The sequence below is a fragment of the Bradyrhizobium sp. C9 genome (genome assembly GCF_002532045.1).
GTDB lineage: Bacteria > Pseudomonadota > Alphaproteobacteria > Rhizobiales > Xanthobacteraceae > Bradyrhizobium.
The window spans coordinates 103,571-124,470 of sequence record NZ_NWTG01000021.1; the positions used below are offsets into that span (position 1 = coordinate 103,571).

Genomic DNA, 20,900 nt, shown 5'->3' on the forward strand with positions numbered 1-20,900 from the left:
CAGAGGCGCATCACTGCACCAGACGCCATTTTCCGTCGACGATCTGCGTCATCACGCGCGAACGTTCGTCGAGGCCAAGATGATCCGCCGGCGACATGTTGTAGACCCCGTTCGGCCCGGCAACGTTCTTGACGTTCTCGATGGCGTCGCGCAGGGCCACCCGAAACTCTTCCGTTCCAGGCTTGGCGATGTCGGAGGCGACGGAAATTGCCCTGTTGAGGATAAGCTGCGCGTCCCAGAGATAGGCAGCGAAGGTCGAGCGCGCGCCTGCATCCGGGATCGCCTCGTAACGCTCGATGAAATCGAGGCCAGCCGCTTTCGCCGGATGGCCGTCGGGCAACTGTTCTGCCACCAGCACCGGACCGGCGGGCACGAAGGTTCCTTCGAGCGCCTTACCGCCGATGCGAAGAAAGTCGTTATTGGCGACGCCGTGCGTCTGATAGATCAGACCCTTGTAGCCGCGCTCGACCAGCGTGGTCTGCGGCAGCGCCGCGGGCGTGCCTGATGCGGCGACAAAGACCGCGTCGGGATTTTGCGAGATGATCTTGAGAACCTGGCCAAGTACGCTCGTGTCAGTGCGCTGATACCGCTCGGACGCTACAACCTTGATGCCGGCGCCCTCGAGGAGACCCGTCAGCACCTTGATCCAGCCTTCGCCATAGGCGTCGGTGAAGCCAATGAGACCGACGCTTTTGACGTTCTTGCGCTTCATGTGATCGAGCACGATGGAAGCCATCTGCGCGTCACTCTGCGGCGTCTTGAACACCCAGCGGCGCTTGTCGGTCGGCGGGTCGACGATCAGCGCCGATCCGGCAAGGCTGATCATCGGCGTCTTGCTCTCCGCCACGATGTCGAGCAACGCCAGCGAATTCGGGGTGAGACTCGGGCCGACGATCGCATCGACTTTCTCTTCCGTGATCAGCTTGCGAGCGTCCGTGACGGTCGCCGACGCGTCGGAGGCATCGTCGAGCAGGATGTAGCGGACATCCTGCCCGCCAAGTTTTCGCGGGAGAATGGTCACGGCGCGTTGCTGAGTGATGCCGACGGACGCGGCCGGCCCGGTCGCCGAAATTATCACCCCAATCCTGACCTCGGCATGAGATGGAACCGCCTGGGTCAGTATCGCCACCACGGCAATGATCAATTTCTTCATGGATCCTCCTCACGGCCGTTTTTTCTGCTCGCCGACGGATCGCCGCCTTGCGCGCGTGCGGTCCCACTTCAAAGAGACCGCCGAGCTCTTTCTTAGACCAAACGGTCGGACTAAGAAAGACAAAAAATCAGAACTCGCGACGTTTGTTGACTCGATCCTGGTGCGGAGCTTGCCAGAGTGATGGCTATGGGCTCAGGATCGGCGAAGCGACAGAGCCGGCCTAAATGGCGACGAATGCGGTGTCCCCACAGGCAATACCGGCTGAAGAGTGCAGTGTGCTTCCGAGCGAAAGAAACAGCTGGCCGGCCACCCTCATTCGCAATGGCGACAGGCTAGGCAGCCCTAAAACGAGCTGGCCCGGATGAGCACAACTTGTGTCATGAGGCTATTTCGCTCCCGCAACGCATGCCAACCAGCCGCTTCGATGCGAGCGCTGACCACCTCAAGGCCCGCTATCGCTTGACTGAGCAATCGACGCTCGGTTGCGGCGAGCGGACCAAGAGAGTCATCCTCAATGACACGCGCTATCCCCGCCATCTCTTCAAACGCAGCTTTTCCAGCCGCCGTGATCGTCACGGACGCGTGGCCCAAGTAGCTTTGCTGCGCTACGGGGCCAAAGCAACGCGTCTCCAGCATTGGACGGATGGCTGCACGACCTGCTCGATTGCCCCGAAACAGGTGTGAGGGTATATAGTCCGATCGTTCGAACGATTGGACAGGAAAGCTTGTGACGAGACCGCGCTCGCCGGACTACGACAACATACAGGAATCAATCGTCAAGCAGGCTGCCTCGCTGTTCGCCCACCGCGGATATGCCGCCACCTCCATCAACGATATCGCCGCAGCGTGTCGCTGCTCGAAATCCCGTCTATATCACTACTTCGAATCCAAGGACGCCATTCTCGTCTTCATGCTGACCGAGCATGTCGACAAACTGCTGGCAGGCTGTAATGACATCCTTGCCGGACGCGAAGATGATGTGGCGCGCTTTCGCAGATTGATCCGCTTCTTCATGGAGATTTACGCCGTATCAAGCGACAAGCATGCGGTGATGCTGACCTGCCTGGAATTCTTGCCAACCAACGTGCGCAAGGATGTGATCAAAAAGCAGCGGCAGCTCATCAAGATCGTCACTGACATCCTCGCAAAAATACGCCCCGATCGCGCAAGGGACGCATCCAACGCACACATCGATGCGATGCTCTTCTTTGGCATGATCAACTGGACCTATACCTGGTTCAAGCCCGACGGAGACGTACTGCCGACCGAGCTTGCCGATCGTGCGGTCAGTCTGTTTCTCGACGGTTACATCAAGTCCAAGGCCCTCTGAGCCGTCCCCCATTTCCAGGCTCCGCCTCTCGTCGAACATCGCTCTTCAAACGAAATAGTCGAGCCCGATCTCGAGCGACGGTGCGGGCTAGTGCATGAAGGCGCAGACAGCAGACAGGCTCGGTATCATCAAACAGAACTTTGCTGCCACGACCCTTCCTAAGCTAAGGACGACTACTCGAAGCTGGGATGTCACCACCTGTTGCGGGACCGGGTGCGAATGCGCCTGTTACCGGTCGCCGGATCATCCCTGGACGAAGATCCTCGATCCGCGCTGCGCCGAGGAGCGCCTGAGCGACGTCAAGTTCGGCCTGCAGGAGGCCGAGCGCATGGAACACGGCGTCCTCACCTCCGGCCGCGAGCGCATAGAGCGTGGCACGCCCGATCTGGACAGCACTCGCTCCAAGCGCGATCGCGCGGGCGATGTCGACGCCGGTCCGGAAGCCGCTGTCTACCAGCAACGTCAGCTTCCCGGATGCCTCAGCGACGAACTCCGGCAGGACATCGATCGGCGCCACCGCCCCATCGAGCTGTCGACCGCCGTGGTTGGAGATTACCAAACCATCGACTCCCACGGCCAGGGCCTTGGCGACATGTGCGGGATCGAGCACGCCCTTGACAATCAGGGGCTTCTTCCAGCGATCTCGTAGCCTTGCGATGTCGTCCCAACAAATAGATGCATCGAACTGGCTCTGCATGAGCTCGGCGATCGTATCGGTTTTGCTAAGCCCGAGCCCTTCGGCCATTACCTTGAGCTGTGGAGTGCCCGCTCGCGCCATCCTCAAACTCCAGCGGGGATGCGCGACGAGGCTCGCGAGCTTTGCCGGGGTCCACCGGAACGGCAGGGAAAATCCGTTGCGCGCGTCGCGTAGTCTCTTGCCGGCCACGGCGTTGTCGACCGTCACCTCGATCGCGTCGAAGCCGAGTGCGTCTGCTTTGTCGACGATTCGGTCACTGAAGGCGCGATCCTTGAAGATATAAAGCTGCATCCATTTGGAGCCGTCACCGGCCGAAGCGACTTCGTCCTGCGTGCAGGTGCCGGCGCAGCTCATGACAAATGGAATACCGGTCCGACCGGCCGCTCGGGCCAGAGCTACGTCCCCGTTCGGCCAAGCCGCTGCGGCCAGACCTGTTGGTCCGATGATCAGCGGCATTGCGTAGGTCTTGCCGAAGAGCTTCACCTGTTGACTGCGACTGCCTACGTTGACCGGTGCCGAAGCGAGAAGCCGCCTTGCGTCCAGCGCAGCCCGGTTGTGTGCAAGCGTATTTTCACCATCGGCCCCGCCATCGAAAAAGTCGAAGATCATCGTCGGCAAAGCGCGCCGTGCCAACTCGCGATACTCTTCGATCGAATGGACGCGGACCCGGGACTTCATCAACCGTCCTTCCGAAATAGGTTGCGACGAGAGCCTAGAGCGTCTGGCAGGCCGCAGCTCGGACTCAGCCCTTGCAGGAAACTCACCGAGGTCCAACCCGCGCAAGTCATAGCTCGCGATTGGTTAGATGAGGAAGGACAGCGTGGAGATCGGCTTGTGATTGTTGACGAGCGACACCTTCTTGCGGACCATCATGAATCCCGTGTCCGATACGCGTAGCCGGTATTCATTGCGCGCCGCCCACAAGGTCTCGCCGCGCAGATTATCCTCAAAGATAAACACGTTGGCACGCGCCTCAACTTCGCCTCTGGTCTGCTCGACGAGTTCGACGTTGGAGACGATACGGGCGAGCTCCGATCGTGGCGTTTGCGTGTGATGTCGGCCGGTTTTGAGCTGACTTACCCGCACCCCTATCCGCGAGCGATTGTCGTAGATGATCGACATTTGCATCTCGGGGTTCGTCGCACCGTTCGCGGGAACCCAGTAGATCGCGTCTTCGGTCCACAACGCCTCCCATTCGTCATAGGCGTGCGTATCCTGCAGCCGCGCTTCCATGAACAGGAATTGCTCGACCCGCTCGAGCAGGCTGCCTCGCCTGCTCCCGGATGGTTCCGGGACCGTCGAAATCTCCTTCTGATCCATCGCCGACCTCAAGCCGCCATCAAGCTGGCATAGTGCCGCCAGATACCCCGCTGCGGCACCTCGTCGGTCGAATGTCCGATGAGATATCCGTTCTCATCCCGGCGCTCGCGATGGAGGCCGCGGCTCAGGGTCAACCACTCGGGGTCACTGATCAGCGCGCCGCGGTGGTTACGCTCATACATCTCGGTGTCGTCCGCGAGCAGAAAGCCGGCGGGGCCGACGGACCCCATGGTCTGCTGGCGCAGGCGGCGGTTGAAAGCGGGGGCACCCTTGAACTGCAGCGCCGTCACGTGCTGGATGGTCTCGTCGACGGCAATCGGCTGCAGAACGAACAACTGGATTTCGGCGATGAACAGGTTCGGAAAGATCATGGTGTGTGGCGAGCCGTCGATCATGATCTGGCGCGCCCTCTCCGCGCCGTAGCTTGCCTTCATCGCCTCGGTATAGTCGGGCAGTCGGTCCTCCGTCGTGCCGAACCAGGCAAGTGGCTTGTCGAGACGTCGCCATTCCGGCCTTAGATCAAACTCGGTGTGGCCATTACCGAAGTCGCGGGTCAGCGCATTGGACTGCGGACCATAGAGCTTGCCGATGCTGCTATCGGTAACCTGGAAAACGGAGCCGTGAACGAAGGCCGGATGGTAGCCGTCGGTCTCGTTCTCCAGCAGGAACTTCCAGTTTGCCTTCGTGCGATGTTGCAGGAAGCCAGCGGTGAGTTCGAGCTCACCTTCGGGCGAATTGTCGAGCAACTGGTCGAGCGATGCCTTGGCGCCACCGAGATAGTCCTCCAGAGAGGGCCCGTCGCTGGCAAATGAGCCGAACACGAAGCCGCGATAGACCGCAACACGCGGCACCCGACCAAGCGAAAACCTAGTCTTATCTGCTCCATTGTAGCCATCGGCATAGGCGAAGCCGGTTAGCTCGCCGGTATTGCTGAACGTCCAGGAATGGTAGGGACAGGTGAATGTGCTGCGATTGCCCTCTCGATAGGCGCAGAGCTGATTGCCACGGTGGGGGCACTTGTTCAGCAGCAGCGTGATTTGTCCTGTTCGATCGTGGACGAGCAAAACTGGCGTCGGCCCGATCGACTTGGTGACGTAGTCGTTACGGTTTGGCACCTCGCTGACATGGCCGACATAGACCCAGCTTTTGTGCCAGATGCGCTCAAGCTCCTGCTCGAAAATGCCCTTGTCATAATATAGGCGGCTGTGAACTCTGGCCGGCTCGATCAAGGCACGGCAGTCGTGGCTGTTGGCGAGGGACGTCATTGCGCTCACTTTCTTAGTCCGATCGTTCGGTCTATAAATACTGACGCGGCTCCGAAGTCAAGTTGATTCGATTAGCCCGAACTGACTCGGACCAGTCACAAAGTGAGTGGTCTGATCGGGGTTGATTGCCTTGCGCGTTCTCATCCCCACGAGGCGGCAGCTTGACATCGATGCCGCGGCTTGCAGTTGCGTCAGCTGATGAAAGTGCGAAGCTCGTACTTGCGTTGGCGCGAGTTGCAACACTGGATCTATTCGATGGATTCCAATCGGAAAAATGGCCGGCGCCTGATAATGAGGCGCACGCAAGTCTGCGCCAGCCTCGCGTGGGCACCTTCATGACGATCATCGCCCAATACAAGGCGGCACCGGAATTCACCAGCCTTGCTGCATCCAAGCCGCCGCTCGTACCTCACTTATCTCAAGTTGATCGAGAACGAGTTCGGCGACCTGCCTTTGGCGGCGCTCGCCGATCGTCGCGTACGCGGCGACTTCAAGAACTGGCGTGGCTCGTTCGCCGAGACGCCCCGCAAGGCCGATTATGCCTGGACCACCTTGGCGCGGATCATGTCGTTCACAAAGAATCGCGGCATCATCGCAACCAACCCACGCGAACGGCGGCGGCCTCTATGCGGCCGAGCGAAAGGACAATATCTGGGGCGAGCAACAGATTGCGGCCATGCTCGAGACCGCCAGTGTTGAGATCAAATTGGCCCTCATGTTGGCCCCGTGGACCGGCCAGCGGCAGGGCGATCTCTTGCGGCTGCCGTGGTCGGCGTATGACGGCCCCCACATACGGCTGCGCCAGTCGAAGACAGGCCGCCGGATCGCCATCTCAGGGGAACCGCAGTGGTCAGGTTGGCCGTCGCCGGCGCGACCGCGCCCCAGATCGCGACCTTTACCGGGCACAGCCTGAAGGATGTCGAGGCGATTCTCGACGCGCGTTACCTCGGCCGCGACATTCAGCTGGCTGAAGCTGCCGTGCTGAAGCTCGAAGCCAGAACAGAACTGTAAACGGCGGTGTAAACGGCGAGAGATCGCAAACTGATCAAGACAGCTAAGTCCTTGAAAAGCTTGGTGGGCGCACCAGGGCTCGAACCTGGGACCCGCTGATTAAGAGTCAGCTGCTCTACCAACTGAGCTATGCGCCCGGAACTTGTCCGGAAATGACCCTCGCAAGAGAGGCCGTCGTTTAGCAAAGCGATTCCGCGATGTCCAGCAAGCTGGCGCAACTTTTCCCGACTTTCTGACAGCCGAAAGGCCGCCGGATTCCGGCGGCCTTTCATAGGCTTGGCGAGGATGCCGGCGGCTGGCGCTCAGAGCCGGCCGGAGCGCTCCTGATCCGGACCGTCATCGCGGTCGAAATGATGGTCGCGGCCGCCATGCTCCCAGCGATCCATGCCGCGCTCGAGGCGATGGCGGCGCCAGCCCTCGGCGCCGAAGCCGCGTCCTTCCATGTGGGTGAGCATGGTCAGCCGCCGCTTCTGGTTGTCGTCGAGCGTCTTGTAGAGCGGGTCGGCGGCATCGGCGATCTTCTTCAGCGACGTCGCGGTTGCGGCCATGTTGTCGGCACGCTCGCGCAGCCGCATGACCGGATCATCCGGCTTGTCGGCCTTATCCGCATCGGTCTTCTCCGCGGCCATCCGCGCGTTGGCGCGATCGAGCCGCATCTTGGCGAAGTCGCGCACCGCGGTTTCGACCGGCGGCCAGAGCTTCTCCTGATCGGCGGTCAGCTTCAGCCCGGCGTGCACCGCAGCAATGCGCGCGTCGAGGAAGGCGGCCCGATCCTCGGGACTCATCCGCATCTGGCCATGGAACCACGGGCGATGCTGGGCATAGACCGCGGTCGAACCGGCAATCGTGAGCGCCGCGATGCCGGCGAGCAGAACTTTCTTCATCCAAACCTCCTTTGAAGGTTGCTTGAAGATGATGCCGCCGCCCCTCGCCTTCAACTTACGGATTGGACAGAGAGACCTTTCTTGCCAAGATGTAATCCGCTTCATTGCCCGTCAGAAACAACCAAAGCGCGAGGTCGCGCTTTGGTTTCTCGTCTGTTTGCTTTGGCATGATCTCCGCGCAAACGCTCCGCGTTTGTCGCGAGGGAAACCCGCTGCGCACTTTTCCGGATCATGCGCTAGATCATTCCCAACAGCCTCGGCAGCCACAGCGAGATCTCCGGCACGTAGGTGATCAGGCCGAGGAACACCAGCATCGCGCACAGCCACGGCAGCACCGAGATCGTGATCTCGCTGATGCCCATCTTGGCGATACTGCTCGCGATGTAGAGATTGAGCCCGACCGGCGGATGGCACAGCCCGACCTCGGTGTTGACGATCATCAGGATGCCGAGATGCACCGGATGCACGCCGAGCTTGGTCGCCAGCGGGAACAGGATCGGCGCCATGATCAGGAGGATCGACGACGGGTCCATCACGTTGCCGGCAAGCAGCAGGATGACGTTGACGACGAGCAGGAACATCCAGACCGAGAAGTTCTTGTCGATGATCCAGGCCGCCATCTCCTGCGGAATCTGCTCATGCGTCATCAGGAACGAGAACAGCACCGCGTTGGTGATGATGTAGAGCAGCATCGAGCTCATGCTCGCCGCCTGCAGCAGCACCTTCGGCACCTCGGAGAGTTTTAGCTCCTTGTAGACGAACACGGTGATGAAGAAGGCGTAGGTGGCGGCGACCGCGGCCGCTTCCGTCGGCGTGAAGATGCCGCCATAGATGCCGCCGAGCACGATCGCGATCAGCGACAGGCCCCAGATGCTTTCGCGGAATGCGGTGAACTGCTGGCCGATGGTCGCGCGCGGCATCTTCGGATAGCCGTTTCGCTGCGCCACGAAGAAGGTCACCGCGGCCAGCATCAGCGCGAGCAGCACGCCCGGCACGATGCCGGCCATGAACAGCGCGCCGATCGAGGTGTTGGTGGAGACGCCGTAGAGCACCAGGATGATCGAGGGCGGCACCAGGATGCCGAGCGCGCCCGAGGTCGAGATCACGCCGACGCCGAACCGCTTCGGATAGCCGTGATCGACCATCGCCGGCATCATGATCGAGCCGATCGCGACCACAGTGGCGACGCTCGAGCCCGAGATCGCCGCGAACATCGCACACGCCGCGACGCCGGCAAGGCCGAGGCCGCCGGGCAGATGCCCGACCAGCGAGGTGGTGAACGCGATCATGCGCCGCGCAACGCCGCCGCGGGTCAGGAAGGTGCCGGCCAGGATAAAGAACGGGATCGCCATGATGCCGAAATTGTCGAGGCCCGAAAACAGCTTCAGGCCGACGCTTTCGATCGGCACCTCGGTCATCGTGAACAGGAAGGTGAGCACGGTCAGGCCGAGCGAAATCGAGATCGGCATGCCCGTCAGCATCAGGGCAAACAGCAGTCCGAAGATAAGTGCGGCGCTCATCACGCTTCTCCGAGCGCGACGGGCGCGGTCTTGCTGGTCTCGACGCCATCGACATGCGAGGCGTCATGGTGCGGCAGCTCACCGGTCTTCCAGTAGGTCCAGCACACCTGCAGGAAGCGGAAGCACATCAGATAGGAACCGAGCGGGATGCAGGCATAGACGATCCAGCTCGGGATCTCCATGTCCGGCGAGACCTGATCGGTGTGCATCAGCTCGAACACGAACTTGGCGCCCATGGTGCCGACGATCGCGGTGAACAGCGCGCCGCCGAGCAGGCCGAAGGTGATGGTGCGCTTGCGCCAGGCGTCATTGAGGCGGTTGATCAGCACGTCGACGCCGACATGGATGCCGGTGCGCACGCCATAGGCGGCGCCGAACTTCGCCATCCAGATGAACATGTAAATGCACAGTTCCTGCGACCATGCGAGATTGATGCCGAACAGATACGGATAGAGCACCGGCACGTCGACCAGGAAGCGGTGCACGACCGTGATGAAGGTCAAGAGCGTCGCAGCGCCCATCAGGCTCGCGATGATGATTTCCTCGAGCCGGTCCAGAATTTTCAGCAGCATTGATCTCCCCTGTCATGGCCTGATGCGGCAACCGGCCACGGCACCCAGTCCGCGGCCTCACGTGGCCGCGGCATTCGTTAGATTTGCGTGATGGCTCTCGGTTGAGAAGTCCATCCGCGAACTCCTTGCACCTCTCCCGCTTGCGGGGGAGGTCGCATTGCATCGAAGATGCAATGCGGGTGGGAGCTCTCTCCACAACATGACTCGTGGAGAGAGCCCCCACCCCAACCCTCCCCCGCAAGCGGGAGAGGGAGCGCACCGCCTTCTCGGCAGCTGTTAGGCGATCCGCCTTAGTTCATCGGGCTGCGGCCCGTTTCCTTGAGGAATTCGTCGATCAGGGGCTGGCCGACGCGCGAGGCCACGTCCTTGTAGACCGGCATCATCGCCTTGCGCATCGCCTCGTCCTGCTCCGACGTCAAGGTGACGATCTCGGTCTTGCCGGCCTTCTTGATCTCGGCGAGCGCGTCCTCGTTCTCCTTGGCCGACTGGTTGTTGCCGAACTCGGTGGCTTCCTTCATCGCCTTGTTGAGCTGGTCGCGGATGTCGGCCGGCAGGCCGTCCCAGAACTTCTTGTTCACGACCACGACGTAGCCGATGTAACCGTGATTGGTGACGGTCGCATACTTCTGCACCTCATGCATTTTCTGGGTGTAGATGTTCGACCAGGTGTTCTCCTGGCCGTCGACCACGCCGGTCTGCAGCGCCTGGTAGACGTCGGAGAACGCCATCACCTGCGGAATCGAACCGAGCGCGCGGAACTGGGCCTCCAGCACCTTCGACGACTGGATGCGGAATTTCAGCCCCTTGTAGTCGGCCGGCGCGACCAGCTTCTTGTTCGCGCTCATCTGCTTGAAGCCGTTGTCCCAATAGGCGAGACCGGTCATGCCCTTGGAATCCAGCTTCTTGAGCAGCTGGCCGCCGAGCGGACCGTCGGTCACCTTGCGCAGCGATTTCAGGTCGGGGAGGATGTAGGGCAGATCGAAGACTTCGAATTCCTTGATGCCGATCGGGCCGAACTTCGAGTTCGACGGCGCCAGCATCTGCACCGCACCGAGCTGCAGTGCCTCGAGCTCTTCCTTGTCCTTGTAGAGCGTCGAGTTCGGATAGACCTCGACCTTCACCTTGCCGCCGGTGTACTTCTCGGCGAGTTCCTTGAACTTGTCGGCCGCCTTGCCCTTCGGCGTATCCGAGGCCACCACGTGGCTGAACTTGATGACGATCGGCGACTGCGCCGAGGCCTGCCCGACAAAGGTCAAGGCCGCGATCGACGCCGCAGCCAAAATGAATTTACGCATGTTTCCTCCCGCGTATTGCGGAGCACGAATACCGGCCCCGAGACATCCGGTCGCACCATTACAGACAAGCAACGGCGATTGCCATTGCCCCTTTAGCAGGGGCTGAATTGCACCATTGCTGCACTGCAAAATCCAATGCGGCGGTATCCCTTTCGGCTCTTGCGACCGTTCAATGACACCGCCCGCACGCTGTGCCCGGCCATGGCCGCACGGTCAATGCGAGGTTTGGCAATGACGAGTTCGCCGGGCGCGAATGCTGCGCGCTTCTGCCGGCTGTCGTCCCTGACAAGCTCTCTACCCATCCTCCTGAGGGACGTGCCGCGTGTCTCGTTGCGTCCGCGGCAACAGCCGCATCCTCATTGCGCGATGGTCTTCGCGAGCTCTGCAAGAGGTCCCGGCTCGACCCGGACATCCCCGGCGAATGGACGCTCCTGCAGACCGATGAGTCCCAGCGCCATCACCACCGCGATCGAGAACACGCCGAGCGCCGTGATCTGCGCACCGGCCTTGTTCAGATGCACCAGCCCGATCGCCACCTGCGTGACCACGCCGAGGACGATCACCAGGATCCATTTGGCATCGATCGTGCGATCGGACGCCAGCGCAAGCCGTTCAGAACGCGCACTGCCCACGCGGACCGCAGCATTGAGCAAGGCCGTCTGCACTGGCGCGCCCGCTTTTTGCGCGATCCTGGGATCGCTGACTTCCTGCAGCAGCGCGTTATAGGCGGACTCGGCTGTGCGCGCCTCATGGTCCTCCGTCATCGCCGGCCACTCATCGTTGACCAGGGCCGCGACGTATTTGGCAAGGACGGACCTGACGCTGCGCATGTCCAGCGCAGAGGCGATGCTGAGCGCATCGACGTTGCGCAATTCCCCCGCCTCCGCTTGCACCGCACGGGCCGCTTGACGGTTGCGATCGGCAATATCACTGGCGAGAAATCCGGTCAGCAGCGCAAACAGCACGCCGACCGCACCGAAGAACGGCGCCACGACGCCCTCGACACGGCGCCTCGCCCGAGCGGTTGCCGGGCTGAAACTCGCGATGACGATCGCAGCGCCGGTCGCCGCATAGAGCACGACGAGAACGGCAAACAACTCGTATGTCGGAAAGTCCAGCCAGGCCTTGATCATCGTTACGGCAACGCCCCCCACAGCCACTGCAACCAGACTAGGGGCGCGTGACGTTCACGTCATCCAAAAACGCTCGCACCGGAAGGCGTACCCCTCAATGGAAGTGGCGATGGCGGTGTGCAGCCCGTTCTCCTCGCCGAAGAAGACATCGGTCAGCACGGCAACAATGTCCGCTCCGGGCCGATTTTGTTGCAAAAGTCGGTCAAGAGGCGACGTGGAGCAGCGCCGTGATGGCGTCCGCTCCGTGCCAACAGCGCAAGTAGCCATCGCGGCCCTGGATGTGATTGGATGCAGCCGGAATGATTGACGGGAATGAAGATCACAATTCTCGATTTGGGGGGCTGCCAATGGAAAGCATCAGCGACGGGCACTTGCTATCAAGAGTTCTCTTGACGCTCGCTGCCATCGGGTACGGCTTCGTGACGATCAAAGCCGATTTCAACCGTACCCATGCAACCAATCCATTATGGACGCCGCACGCACGCTTCCACGTCGTGTGGCAGGTCCTTAGCTATACCGGCATCGCGGTCATCGCCCTCTGCCTGATTTGGCTGAGCGGACCGCTTGCGAAAGAAAGGCTGTGGCTTGCTGGAGCGCTTGGCGCTGCGGTCTACGGGGCCTTCTTCGTCACGCTCCTCGCACGAAAGCTGTTTGGCGGCGCACTCCATGATCAAAACGGCTACCTACCCTTTCGATCGCCAATTGGGCCGTGGTTATGGGATGCGAATGTCACCGCGTTCAGTGTTCTGTCGGCAATCTTGATGATCGGAATTCTCGTGGTGTGATCGATCTCTCTTTAAACAGGTCGATCAGGTGGAATGTCTCAGCTGGATCAAAAAGGCGACCTCGAGCAGCGCCGCCGCGATGCCCGACTTGAGCCAAATAACAGACACGGCAACGGCTTCGGGCGCGTGGTCCACATCGTCCCTCACAACCATGTCAAGGTCGGTCATCGGCAGAAACTCTCTTGACCCTCAGTGGCCAAGTCCTGGGAATTCGGCTAGTTGAATCTGCGTGGCAATGCAATTAGGACGGCATGTCCGTCCTTGAGAGGACAAGGTCATGAAATTGTCGTCAAGGTTTGTCGCGACCACCGCTATAGCTTTCCTGTCAACCGCCTTGTTGTGCGGCCCTGTTGCGTCGCAAACCGCAACAGGCTCCAGCGCCCCGCTTCCCTCCATCACGGTCGACGCGCCGAAGCAGGCGGCAAGGCCGAACAGGCCCAAGGAGGTCGCAAGCAGCCGCCTAGCTGCTCGCCGCACATCGCTCGCCGGTCACACGTCATCCTCAGGCGCGCGAACGCCGTCGCCTGCGCCGGATACAGTCTTGGGGAGGATTGCCAGTCTGGAGAAGGTAGCCAGCAACTGCAACGGGGGTTGCGAGTCGAGCCTTCCCCACGGCAAAGACCCCTGGGTTGGGTGTAGCGAGTCGGGCGGCGGACAGACCTACGGACCGTTCTCGGCAACGTGCCGAGACAACCTCACCTACAAATCCTACGAGGATTGCCTCGAGACCAAGGTGTTCCTGGGCGAATACCGAAATCGGGCCCACTGGGTTTGCAGCAGCCTGTCCGCCGCCGGGAAGTTTCAGGTCGCCGAGCTCAAGCGATCCAGACATCCGCGCTAGGCAACGCCTTCGCATGGACGCAGCGAACTTTGCTGCGTCCATGGTTGCCGGCCAGCAATGGCCGCCTCTCGCTTGTCCTCAGCGCGACGCGGTGCTGATGTTCTCGCCAAAGAACTTCCACGTCTTGCCGTCGAACTTGGCGAGCTTGAACGTGTCGAAGGTGGAATAGTCCGTCGGCGACACCGAGACCGTGATGCCCGGCAGCAGGAGCGGCAGCGAGACCTTGCTCAGGTTCGTGGCCTGCTTCAGCAGATTCTCGCGCGTCAGCACGTCGCCGCAGTTCTTCAGGATGATGGCCGTGAACTGCGCCGACAGATAACCGATCTGGTTGCTGCCATCGATCGGATTGCCCTCCGGATACCACTGCTTCATGAAGGCGAGATAGTCCTGCACGCCCTTGTCGGTGTCCCATGCGGGGTCGCCGACCACCTTGGTCGCCAGCGCCGTCATCAGGCCGGTGGATGCTTCGAGGCCGGCGGGCTCGAGCACGCCACCGATCGAGCTTGCGACCGACACGATGAAGTGCGTCGGCTTCCAGCCGAGATCGGCAACCTTGCGGATCGCCTGCGCGCCGAATTTCGGCGTCGTGATCGTCATCAGCACGTCGGCGCCGCTGGCCTTCAGATTGACGATCTGGGAATCGATCGTGGGATCGGTCACCTCGTAGCTGAGCTCCTTGACGATCAGGCCGGCCTTCTCTCCCAGCCCCTCCTTGAAGCCCCTTAGATAGTCCTTTCCGAAGTCGTCATTCTGGTAGATCACGCCGATCTTCGCGTTGGGCAGCTCCTTGGCAATGTACTTGGCGTAGATCTTCGCTTCCTGCGCATAGGGCGGATAGAACGGCGTGGTCCAGGGGAATTCCTTCGGATCATTCCACTTCGAGGCCCCGGTGGAGATCAAGAGATGCGGGATCTTCTTGCCGTTCAGATATTTTTGGATCGACGAATTTGTCGGCGTGCCCAGTGAGCCGATATTGGCAAGGATCTCATCCTGCTCGACGAGCTTGCGCGTCTGCTCCACCGTCTTCGGCGGGCTGTAGCCGTCGTCCATGCTCAGCAGCGTGATCTTCCGGCCGTTGATCCCGCCCTGGCTGTTGATCATCTTCCAGTATGCAGCTTCGGCCCTGCCCTGCGTGCCATACGCCGAAGCCGGACCGCTGTAGGGCATGGTCTGCCCGATCTTGATTTCGGTATCGCTGGCGCCGGGATCGTATTTCTTGTCGGCAGCAAGAACCGCCGACGTGGAGGCAAGGCTGAGCGCGGCGACGGCCGCGAGCGTGATGCAACGCATGTGTTCTCCCCATTCGCGTCGCTGTTTGCCGCGACGTCCGGCGAGATCATGATCAAGCCCGCACGAGATGTCGACCCCTGAAGTCGGGACATCGAACCGCACTAGCCGCCGGGCGTCACAGCCCAATCCAGTTCATCACGGCGCCAAACGTTGCCCAGAGCGTCCATCCGAGCCCGAGCAAGCAGATCAGCGCCGCCGCCATCGCTATCGTCAGCAGCAGGCCGTCCTCCTGCAGGTAGGCGACCGCGATCAGGACGACCACCATTCCCGGAATGACGTTCACCAGAGGCAGCGGCCAGCCTGCCGAGAAGGCCAGCAGGAACACGACCAGTCCGACCAGGCGATCGATCACGTCGCGACGCGCGTCCCAGCGCGGCCGGCTGATGCGCTCGATCGCCTGCAGCATCGGACGGACCAGAACGGTAAAGCGCTTGAAGCGCTTGAAGTCGAACTGCCGCTTCGACAGGAAACGCGGAAACGACGGCGCGCTGCGGCCACGCATCATCTCGACCGCCGGAAACAGCAGCGCCAGCGTCGCAACCGTTGCGACGCCGGGGATGATGACCAGCAGCCCCAACAGCAGCAGGAGCAGGCCGAACGACCGCTTGTCCAGGTTGCTGAGGAGCCATTCGAGATCGACGGGGCCGTCCGGTGCTTGAGCGACGAGTTCCTCAAGAAGTTGGGACGTGTGCGTGGGCGCCAATGGGGCTCCGGACGAGGGGGACATAGCTGCCAAAGTGGTCAGACTCGGCATCGATTGCAACAGCTGCCGAAGCAGACTAGGAAGCATGGGTGACCCACGATTCCGATCAGGCATGGCAGCGCCATGCGCCGTCAAGCCCAATTCCCGCCACGCGCCGCCGCTGGCCGTGGTTCCTGCTGATCGTCATCATCGCCAGTGCGGGCGCCGGGGGTGTCTACGCCTGGCCGCAGATCGCGCCGCTGGTCCCGTCCCTCGGCAACGCTGCGGCCGGCGACAAGGTGGCCGCAGGCGACAAGGAGACGTTGCCGGATCTGCTCGCGACCCAGCAGAAGCTCGAGGATGACATCGGCGCGCTCGGCAAGTCGGTGGCGGACCAGCAGGAGCAGTTGAAGACCGTCGTCGACCAGCTGGCGGCCCTGACGTCGAAGGTCGACGCGCTGCAGCGCCCTGCTCCGGCTCCCGTGCCGCCGCCGCCAGCGGCAGCGGCCGACCAGCCGCGTGCAGCACCGGTCGCGCAGGCGGCCCCGAAGCCCCGAAAGCCGCCGCCGGCTCGAACGCCGAAACCGGCAGGTCCGATTTCGACCGGTGGTGCGCCGCTCAACGTGGCACCGGGCGCCGGGGCTCGCTGAGCCGCGCCGCCGTCAGCCCAAGTTCAGCGCAACCAGTCGGTGACGGCAGCCTATCCGCGCGGCCGCTCCATGCCCGCCCGCTTGATGGCCGCGCGCAGGATAGCGGTATCTGAGGAAAGAAATTCGATCAGGCGCCTGGCTGCGTCAGGCGATTTTGAGTCGCTGACAACCGCGGCCGTGAAGGTCTGCACAAGCTGGAGATCCGGAGGCAGCAGACCGACGACCTCGATACCGGTCTCCTGCACCAATTCGCTGGTCGGCCCGATCGAGAAATTCGCCTTGCCCGCGCGCAGCGCTTCGGCCGCCTCGGTTCCGCGCGCCTCGAGGGTGAGCCGCACCGTGTCCGGCAGGTTCAGCCTGGGGAAGACCTTGTCGCGGAAGAATTGTCCGCTGGTGCTGCTTGGCGCCACCACCTGGCCCGCATCGATCAAAGCCTGTCTCAGCGCGGCAGCATTGCCGATGTCCGGCTTCGGAGCGCCCGAGCGAACCGCGGCCGCCAAAGGCGCCGTCGCGAGGCCGGTGTCGGATCCCGCACGAATCCGCCCGTCCTCGTTCAGCGTGCGCAGTCCCTCTCGCGACAGGATCACCACGTCGGCCTTCGTGCCGTGCGCGAGCTGATGTCTGATCGTTTTCGGACCGGTGCCCTCCGATGCGCCGGATCCGGTCTCCACCTTGATGCCGGTGCTGCGCTCGAATTCGGGCAGGACTTCCCGATAGACCGCAGCGAAGCCACCGGAAATGATGACCCTGATCGTGTCCGGGCTATCGGCGATCGGCGCCGTCAAGGCAGCGGCACCATGTCGGCGGCCCGTCGGCTCATTTCTGAAGGCTTGCGGCAAACAGCTTGGCCGCCTCGGCTTTCGATTCCTGATCGGCCTTGGCGTCGTATCGGAGCGGCAGGTTGAACTTCTTGCCGAGTTCGGTCGCTTCAGGGTTCGTGAACGCGTGCACGGCGCCGGGATATTCGATGATCCGGTAATCGGCCTTCGCCGCGTCGAAATCCTTCTTCAGCGCATCGTACTGCTCGCGCTTCACGAACGGATCGTCCGCGCCGTTCAGAATCAGGATCTTCGCCTTGACGGTGCCGGGCGCCGGTGCAGGCGTATTGAGACCGAGCGACGCGTGAAAGCCCGCAACGGCGGCGAGATCGGCGCCGGCACGCGCCATGTTCAGCACCACCGCGCCGCCGAAGCAGTAACCGACGGCGCCGATCCGCTGCGGATTGACCGAAGCCTGCTTGGCGAGTTGCTCGCGCGCGGCGTTGAAGCGCCGCTCCATCACCTTCGCATCCTTCATCACCGATCCCGCGAGCGCGCCGGCATCCTTCGGGTTGTCGGCGGTCTTGGCGTCGCCGTACATGTCCGCAATGAAGGCTGTGTAACCTTGCTCGGCGAACTTCCGCGCCTCGTTATGGATATGCGGGGTGATGCCCCACCATTCGTGCACCATGACGATGCCCGGTCGCTTGGCCGTCGTCGCGTCGTCATAGACCACGAAGCCCTTCATCGTGGTCTCGCCGTCGGTGTAGGTGACCGGCTCTTCCTTGACCGCGGCGTGCGCGCTCGCGACCATTGCGATGGCGCAAAGTGCTCCGACGATGATCGCTCGCATGCTGATCTCCCTGCGGGTTGGCGTCGCCGCGTTGTGTTTGTCTTGGCCCGGACGGCTATTCCGCCGCCGTCCGGATATCGATCTTCTCGGCGCGGACCGCGCAGAACTTGAATTCCGGAATCTTGCCGAACGGATCGAGCGCCGGGTTGGTCAGCAGATTCGCCGCCGCCTCCGCGTAGCAGAACGGCATGAAGACCATGTTCTCGGGCACGTCGCGGTCGGCGCGCACCTTGACCTCGACCGCGCCGCGGCGCGTCTCGAGGCGGATGAAGTCGCCGGGCGCGAGCCCCTTCCTGCGCATGTCCTTCGGCGTCATGAACGCGACCGCTTCGGGCTCGATCTGGTCGAGCACCTGGGCGCGGCGCGTCATCGAGCCGGTGTGCCAATGCTCGAGCACGCGGCCGGTCGACAGCACCATCGGGTACTCGTCGTCGGGCAATTCGTCCGGCGGGATCACCTTGGCCGGCACGATCTTGCCGCGGCCGCTCTCGGTCGGGAAGCCGGTGGTGAAGATGATCTCATTGCCCGGCTTGTCGGGATCGTCGACCGGATAGGTCACCGCGCCCTCGCGAACCAGCCGCTCCCAGGTGATGTTCTTCAGCGACGGCATCAGCTGCGCCATCTCGGTGAACACCTCGCCCGGCCCGGCATAATTCCAAGGCAGTCCCATCCGCTTGCCGATCTCCTGGATGATCCAGAGATCCTGCCGCGCATCGCCCGGCGGCTTGATCACCTCGCGCGCCAATTGCACGCGGCGGTCGGTGTTGGTGAAGGAGCCGGACTTTTCGGCGAACGCCGAGGCCGGCAGGATCACGTCGGCATGGAACGCGGTCTCGGTGACGAACAGGTCCTGCACCACGAGATGATCGAGCTTGGCGAGCGCCTGGCGCGCGTGCTGCAGATCCGGATCCGACATCGCGGGATTTTCCCCCTCGACATACATGCCGTGGATTTCGCCGGCGTGGATCGCGTTCATGATCTCGACCACGGTCAGGCCGCGCACCGGATCGAGCTCCTGCCCCCACAGCTTCTCGAAGGCGCCGCGCATGTCGTCGCGGCCGACCGGCTGATAGTCCGGCAGGAACATCGGGATCAGGCCGGCGTCGGAGGCGCCCTGCACGTTGTTCTGGCCGCGCAGCGGATGCAGCCCGGTGCCGGGCCGGCCGACCTGGCCGGTGATCAGCGCGAGCGCAATCAGGCAGCGCGCATTGTCGGTGCCGTGGACATGCTGGCTGATGCCCATGCCCCAGAAGATGATCGACGACTTGGCGCGTGCATAGGCACGCGCCACCTCGCGCAGCGTCTCGGCCGGAATGCCGCAGATCTGCGACATGCGCTCCGGCGTAAACTCCTGGATCTTCGCCTTCAGCTCGTCATAGCCCTCGGTATAGCCGGCGATGTACTGCTCGTCGGTCAGGCCTTCGGTGATGATCGTGTGGATCATCGCGTTCAGCATCGCGACGTCGCTGCCCGGCTTGAAGGCGAGATGCTGAGTGGCGTGGCGCGACAGCGTCTGCCGCCGCGGGTCCATCACGTACAGCTTGGCGCCGCGCTTGGCGGCATTCTTGATGAACGTCGCCGCGACCGGATGGTTCACGGTCGGATTGGCGCCGATGACCCAGATCACCTCGGCGTCGGCCGCGGCCGAGAACGGCGCCGACACCGCGCCGGAGCTCAGTCCCTCGAACAAGGCCGCCACCGACGAGGCGTGACAAAGCCGCGTGCAGTGATCGACATTGTTGGAGCCGAAGCCGGTGCGGACCAGCTTCTGGAATAGATAGGCTTCCTCGTTCGAGCCCTTGGCCGAACCGAACCCGGCGAGCGCCTTGGCGCCCTTCTCGTCGCGGATCTTCCGCAGGCCCGCCGCGGCAAGATCGAGCGCCTCGTCCCAGGATGCCTCACGGAAATGGGTGTAGGGATTGGCCGGATCGACCTGGTCGTTGGCGTCCTTCTTGACGCCCGGCAGCCGCACCAGCGGCTTGGTCAGTCGGTTCGGATGGTGGATGTAGTCGAAGCCGAAGCGGCCCTTGACGCAGAGTCGGTTGTGATTGGCGGGGCCATCGCGGCCTTCCGCGTAGATCACCTTCTCGTCCTTGACCTCGTAGGTGACCTGGCAGCCGACGCCGCAATACGGGCACAGCGAGTCCACCTTGCGGTCGGGATACGTCACGCGCGTCTGCTTGTCGTCGAGCATGACAGCCGGCATCAGCGCCCCGGTGGGACACGCCTGGACGCATTCGCCGCAGGCGACGCAGGTCGATTCACCCATCGGATCGTCGAAGTCGAACACGATTTTCGAGCCGTGACTGCGATAAGCCATGCCGATGACGTCGTTGACCTGCACCTCGCGACAGGCCCGCACGCACAGGCCGCACTGGATGCAGGCGTCGAGATTGACGCGCATCGCCGGGTGGCTGGTGTCGGCGCGCCAGCGTTCGGTGGCGGGGAAGCGACTTTCGGTGACGCCGGTCTTCTCGGCCCAGTGCCAGAATTTCGAATCCGGATCGTGCGAGGTCTCGCGCGCCGGCTGATCGGCCACAAGCAGCTCCATCACCATCTTCTGCGCCGCGACGGCGCGCTGGCTGGCCGACTTCACCTTCATGCCGACCGAAGGCGTCCGCTTGCAGGACGCCGCCAGCACGCGCTCGCCTTCGATTTCGACCATGCAGGCGCGACAATTGCCGTCCGGCCGATAGTCCGGCGCGGGCGAATAACAGAGATGCGGGATCTCGGTGCCTTGGCGCTTGGCGACCTGCCAGATCGTTTCGCCGGCCCGTGCCTCGACATGGTGGCCGTCGAGCTCGAACTGGATGGTCTGGCCGGAGTTCTGATCGTTGCTCATTCAAGATCCTCGTCGAAGT

General features: G+C 62.5%; 20 protein-coding genes and 1 tRNA gene. 5 read left to right on the plus strand and 16 right to left on the minus strand.

Features of this window, described 5'->3' with window-relative positions; all coding sequences use genetic code 11:
- Window positions 1-10 precede the first annotated feature (10 nt).
- Window positions 11-1,153, minus strand: a complete 1,143-nt coding sequence (locus CO675_RS30730) for an ABC transporter substrate-binding protein (RefSeq protein WP_097675513.1) — start codon at window positions 1,151-1,153, stop codon at window positions 11-13.
- A gap of 727 nt (window positions 1,154-1,880) precedes the next feature.
- Between CO675_RS30730 and CO675_RS30740 the strand changes: the two genes are divergently transcribed.
- The gene (locus CO675_RS30740; RefSeq protein WP_097675515.1) at window positions 1,881-2,483 is read left to right on the plus strand and encodes a TetR/AcrR family transcriptional regulator; all 603 of its coding nucleotides are present in this window, start codon (window positions 1,881-1,883) and stop codon (window positions 2,481-2,483) included.
- Window positions 2,484-2,646: 163 nt separating this feature from the next.
- Here the strand turns inward: CO675_RS30740 and CO675_RS30745 are convergent, their stop codons facing one another.
- From CO675_RS30745 to CO675_RS30755, 3 genes are all read right to left on the minus strand, one after another.
- Window positions 2,647-3,858, minus strand: a complete 1,212-nt coding sequence (locus tag CO675_RS30745; RefSeq protein WP_097675516.1) for an alpha-hydroxy acid oxidase — start codon at window positions 3,856-3,858, stop codon at window positions 2,647-2,649.
- Window positions 3,859-3,981: 123 nt separating this feature from the next.
- Window positions 3,982-4,500, minus strand: a complete 519-nt coding sequence (locus tag CO675_RS30750) for an aromatic-ring-hydroxylating dioxygenase subunit beta (RefSeq protein ID WP_097675517.1) — start codon at window positions 4,498-4,500, stop codon at window positions 3,982-3,984.
- Between the two features lie 8 nt (window positions 4,501-4,508).
- On the minus strand, window positions 4,509-5,765 hold the full coding sequence (locus CO675_RS30755; protein WP_097675518.1) for an aromatic ring-hydroxylating oxygenase subunit alpha: 1,257 nt from the start codon (window positions 5,763-5,765) through the stop codon (window positions 4,509-4,511).
- Between the two features lie 381 nt (window positions 5,766-6,146).
- Between CO675_RS30755 and CO675_RS41675 the strand changes: the two genes are divergently transcribed.
- Both CO675_RS41675 and CO675_RS41680 read left to right on the plus strand, forming a co-directional pair.
- A complete protein-coding gene (locus CO675_RS41675) occupies window positions 6,147-6,464 on the plus strand; it encodes a hypothetical protein (protein ID WP_245452999.1) in 318 nt (105 codons plus the stop codon).
- Between the two features lie 147 nt (window positions 6,465-6,611).
- The gene (locus CO675_RS41680; protein ID WP_245453000.1) at window positions 6,612-6,776 is read left to right on the plus strand and encodes a hypothetical protein; all 165 of its coding nucleotides are present in this window, start codon (window positions 6,612-6,614) and stop codon (window positions 6,774-6,776) included.
- A 61-nt stretch (window positions 6,777-6,837) separates the two neighbouring features.
- On the opposite strand, the gene CO675_RS30765 is transcribed toward CO675_RS41680, so the two are convergent.
- The 6 genes from CO675_RS30765 to CO675_RS30790 all read right to left on the minus strand — a co-directional run bounded on the left by CO675_RS30765 (window position 6,838) and on the right by CO675_RS30790 (window position 12,180).
- Window positions 6,838-6,913: transfer RNA gene (locus CO675_RS30765), tRNA-Lys, on the minus strand.
- Between the two features lie 165 nt (window positions 6,914-7,078).
- Window positions 7,079-7,660 (minus strand): Spy/CpxP family protein refolding chaperone, encoded by a 582-nt coding sequence (locus CO675_RS30770; RefSeq protein ID WP_097675563.1) that lies wholly within the window; start codon window positions 7,658-7,660, stop codon window positions 7,079-7,081.
- 236 nt (window positions 7,661-7,896) lie between these two features.
- Window positions 7,897-9,180 (minus strand): TRAP transporter large permease, encoded by a 1,284-nt coding sequence (locus tag CO675_RS30775; RefSeq protein ID WP_092115778.1) that lies wholly within the window; start codon window positions 9,178-9,180, stop codon window positions 7,897-7,899.
- Window positions 9,180-9,752, minus strand: a complete 573-nt coding sequence (locus tag CO675_RS30780; RefSeq protein WP_097675519.1) for a TRAP transporter small permease — start codon at window positions 9,750-9,752, stop codon at window positions 9,180-9,182. Before CO675_RS30780 ends, CO675_RS30775 begins: the two co-directional genes overlap by 1 nt.
- Before the next feature lie 290 nt (window positions 9,753-10,042).
- Window positions 10,043-11,047: a TRAP transporter substrate-binding protein gene (locus CO675_RS30785; RefSeq protein ID WP_097675520.1), complete on the minus strand. Its 1,005-nt coding sequence runs from the start codon at window positions 11,045-11,047 to the stop codon at window positions 10,043-10,045.
- A gap of 356 nt (window positions 11,048-11,403) precedes the next feature.
- Window positions 11,404-12,180: a bestrophin-like domain gene (locus tag CO675_RS30790; RefSeq protein ID WP_097675521.1), complete on the minus strand. Its 777-nt coding sequence runs from the start codon at window positions 12,178-12,180 to the stop codon at window positions 11,404-11,406.
- 299 nt (window positions 12,181-12,479) lie between these two features.
- On the opposite strand from CO675_RS30790, the gene CO675_RS30795 reads away from it, so the two are divergent.
- Window positions 12,480-12,965, plus strand: a complete 486-nt coding sequence (locus CO675_RS30795; RefSeq protein WP_143279174.1) for a hypothetical protein — start codon at window positions 12,480-12,482, stop codon at window positions 12,963-12,965.
- A gap of 24 nt (window positions 12,966-12,989) precedes the next feature.
- On the opposite strand, the gene CO675_RS40730 is transcribed toward CO675_RS30795, so the two are convergent.
- The 3 genes from CO675_RS40730 to CO675_RS30810 all read right to left on the minus strand — a co-directional run bounded on the left by CO675_RS40730 (window position 12,990) and on the right by CO675_RS30810 (window position 15,850).
- Window positions 12,990-13,133: a hypothetical protein gene (locus CO675_RS40730; protein ID WP_158231332.1), complete on the minus strand. Its 144-nt coding sequence runs from the start codon at window positions 13,131-13,133 to the stop codon at window positions 12,990-12,992.
- Window positions 13,134-13,884: 751 nt separating this feature from the next.
- Window positions 13,885-15,096, minus strand: coding sequence for an ABC transporter substrate-binding protein (locus tag CO675_RS30805; protein WP_097675524.1), 1,212 nt, complete (start codon window positions 15,094-15,096; stop codon window positions 13,885-13,887).
- Window positions 15,097-15,211: 115 nt separating this feature from the next.
- On the minus strand, window positions 15,212-15,850 hold the full coding sequence (locus CO675_RS30810; RefSeq protein WP_158231333.1) for an exopolysaccharide biosynthesis protein: 639 nt from the start codon (window positions 15,848-15,850) through the stop codon (window positions 15,212-15,214).
- Window positions 15,851-15,888: 38 nt separating this feature from the next.
- On the opposite strand from CO675_RS30810, the gene CO675_RS30815 reads away from it, so the two are divergent.
- The gene (locus CO675_RS30815; protein WP_097675526.1) at window positions 15,889-16,428 is read left to right on the plus strand and encodes a hypothetical protein; all 540 of its coding nucleotides are present in this window, start codon (window positions 15,889-15,891) and stop codon (window positions 16,426-16,428) included.
- Between the two features lie 50 nt (window positions 16,429-16,478).
- Here CO675_RS30815 and CO675_RS30820 read toward each other — a convergent pair whose 3' ends face one another.
- The 3 genes from CO675_RS30820 to fdhF are packed head-to-tail and all read right to left on the minus strand — an operon-like array spanning window position 16,479 to window position 20,881.
- Window positions 16,479-17,213 carry a substrate-binding domain-containing protein gene (locus tag CO675_RS30820; protein WP_245453001.1) on the minus strand — a complete coding sequence of 245 codons (735 nt, stop codon included), beginning with the start codon at window positions 17,211-17,213 and terminating at the stop codon, window positions 16,479-16,481.
- A 31-nt stretch (window positions 17,214-17,244) separates the two neighbouring features.
- A complete protein-coding gene (locus tag CO675_RS30825) occupies window positions 17,245-18,039 on the minus strand; it encodes a dienelactone hydrolase family protein (RefSeq protein ID WP_245453002.1) in 795 nt (264 codons plus the stop codon).
- Between the two features lie 55 nt (window positions 18,040-18,094).
- Window positions 18,095-20,881, minus strand: a complete 2,787-nt coding sequence (gene fdhF / locus CO675_RS30830) for a formate dehydrogenase subunit alpha (protein ID WP_097675529.1) — start codon at window positions 20,879-20,881, stop codon at window positions 18,095-18,097.
- Window positions 20,882-20,900: the final 19 nt, after the last annotated feature.

What these genes read in the sequence shown, in the direction of transcription:
- CO675_RS30785 (WP_097675520.1), bottom strand. Translation starts at nt 11,047, where the DNA reads ATGCGTAAATTCATTTTGGCTGCGGCGTCGATCGCGGCCTTGACCTTT.
- CO675_RS30745 (WP_097675516.1), bottom strand. Translation starts at nt 3,858, where the DNA reads ATGAAGTCCCGGGTCCGCGTCCATTCGATCGAAGAGTATCGCGAGTTG.
- CO675_RS30750 (WP_097675517.1), bottom strand. Translation starts at nt 4,500, where the DNA reads ATGGATCAGAAGGAGATTTCGACGGTCCCGGAACCATCCGGGAGCAGG.
- CO675_RS30805 (WP_097675524.1), bottom strand. Translation starts at nt 15,096, where the DNA reads ATGCGTTGCATCACGCTCGCGGCCGTCGCCGCGCTCAGCCTTGCCTCC.
- CO675_RS30775 (WP_092115778.1), bottom strand. Translation starts at nt 9,180, where the DNA reads ATGAGCGCCGCACTTATCTTCGGACTGCTGTTTGCCCTGATGCTGACG.
- CO675_RS30780 (WP_097675519.1), bottom strand. Translation starts at nt 9,752, where the DNA reads ATGCTGCTGAAAATTCTGGACCGGCTCGAGGAAATCATCATCGCGAGC.
- CO675_RS30755 (WP_097675518.1), bottom strand. Translation starts at nt 5,765, where the DNA reads ATGACGTCCCTCGCCAACAGCCACGACTGCCGTGCCTTGATCGAGCCG.
- CO675_RS30825 (WP_245453002.1), bottom strand. Translation starts at nt 18,039, where the DNA reads ATGCGAGCGATCATCGTCGGAGCACTTTGCGCCATCGCAATGGTCGCG.
- CO675_RS30795 (WP_143279174.1), top strand. Translation starts at nt 12,480, where the DNA reads ATGATTGACGGGAATGAAGATCACAATTCTCGATTTGGGGGGCTGCCA.
- CO675_RS30790 (WP_097675521.1), bottom strand. Translation starts at nt 12,180, where the DNA reads ATGATCAAGGCCTGGCTGGACTTTCCGACATACGAGTTGTTTGCCGTT.
- fdhF (WP_097675529.1), bottom strand. Translation starts at nt 20,881, where the DNA reads ATGAGCAACGATCAGAACTCCGGCCAGACCATCCAGTTCGAGCTCGAC.
- CO675_RS30810 (WP_158231333.1), bottom strand. Translation starts at nt 15,850, where the DNA reads ATGCCGAGTCTGACCACTTTGGCAGCTATGTCCCCCTCGTCCGGAGCC.
- CO675_RS30730 (WP_097675513.1), bottom strand. Translation starts at nt 1,153, where the DNA reads ATGAAGAAATTGATCATTGCCGTGGTGGCGATACTGACCCAGGCGGTT.
- CO675_RS30770 (WP_097675563.1), bottom strand. Translation starts at nt 7,660, where the DNA reads ATGAAGAAAGTTCTGCTCGCCGGCATCGCGGCGCTCACGATTGCCGGT.
- CO675_RS40730 (WP_158231332.1), bottom strand. Translation starts at nt 13,133, where the DNA reads ATGACCGACCTTGACATGGTTGTGAGGGACGATGTGGACCACGCGCCC.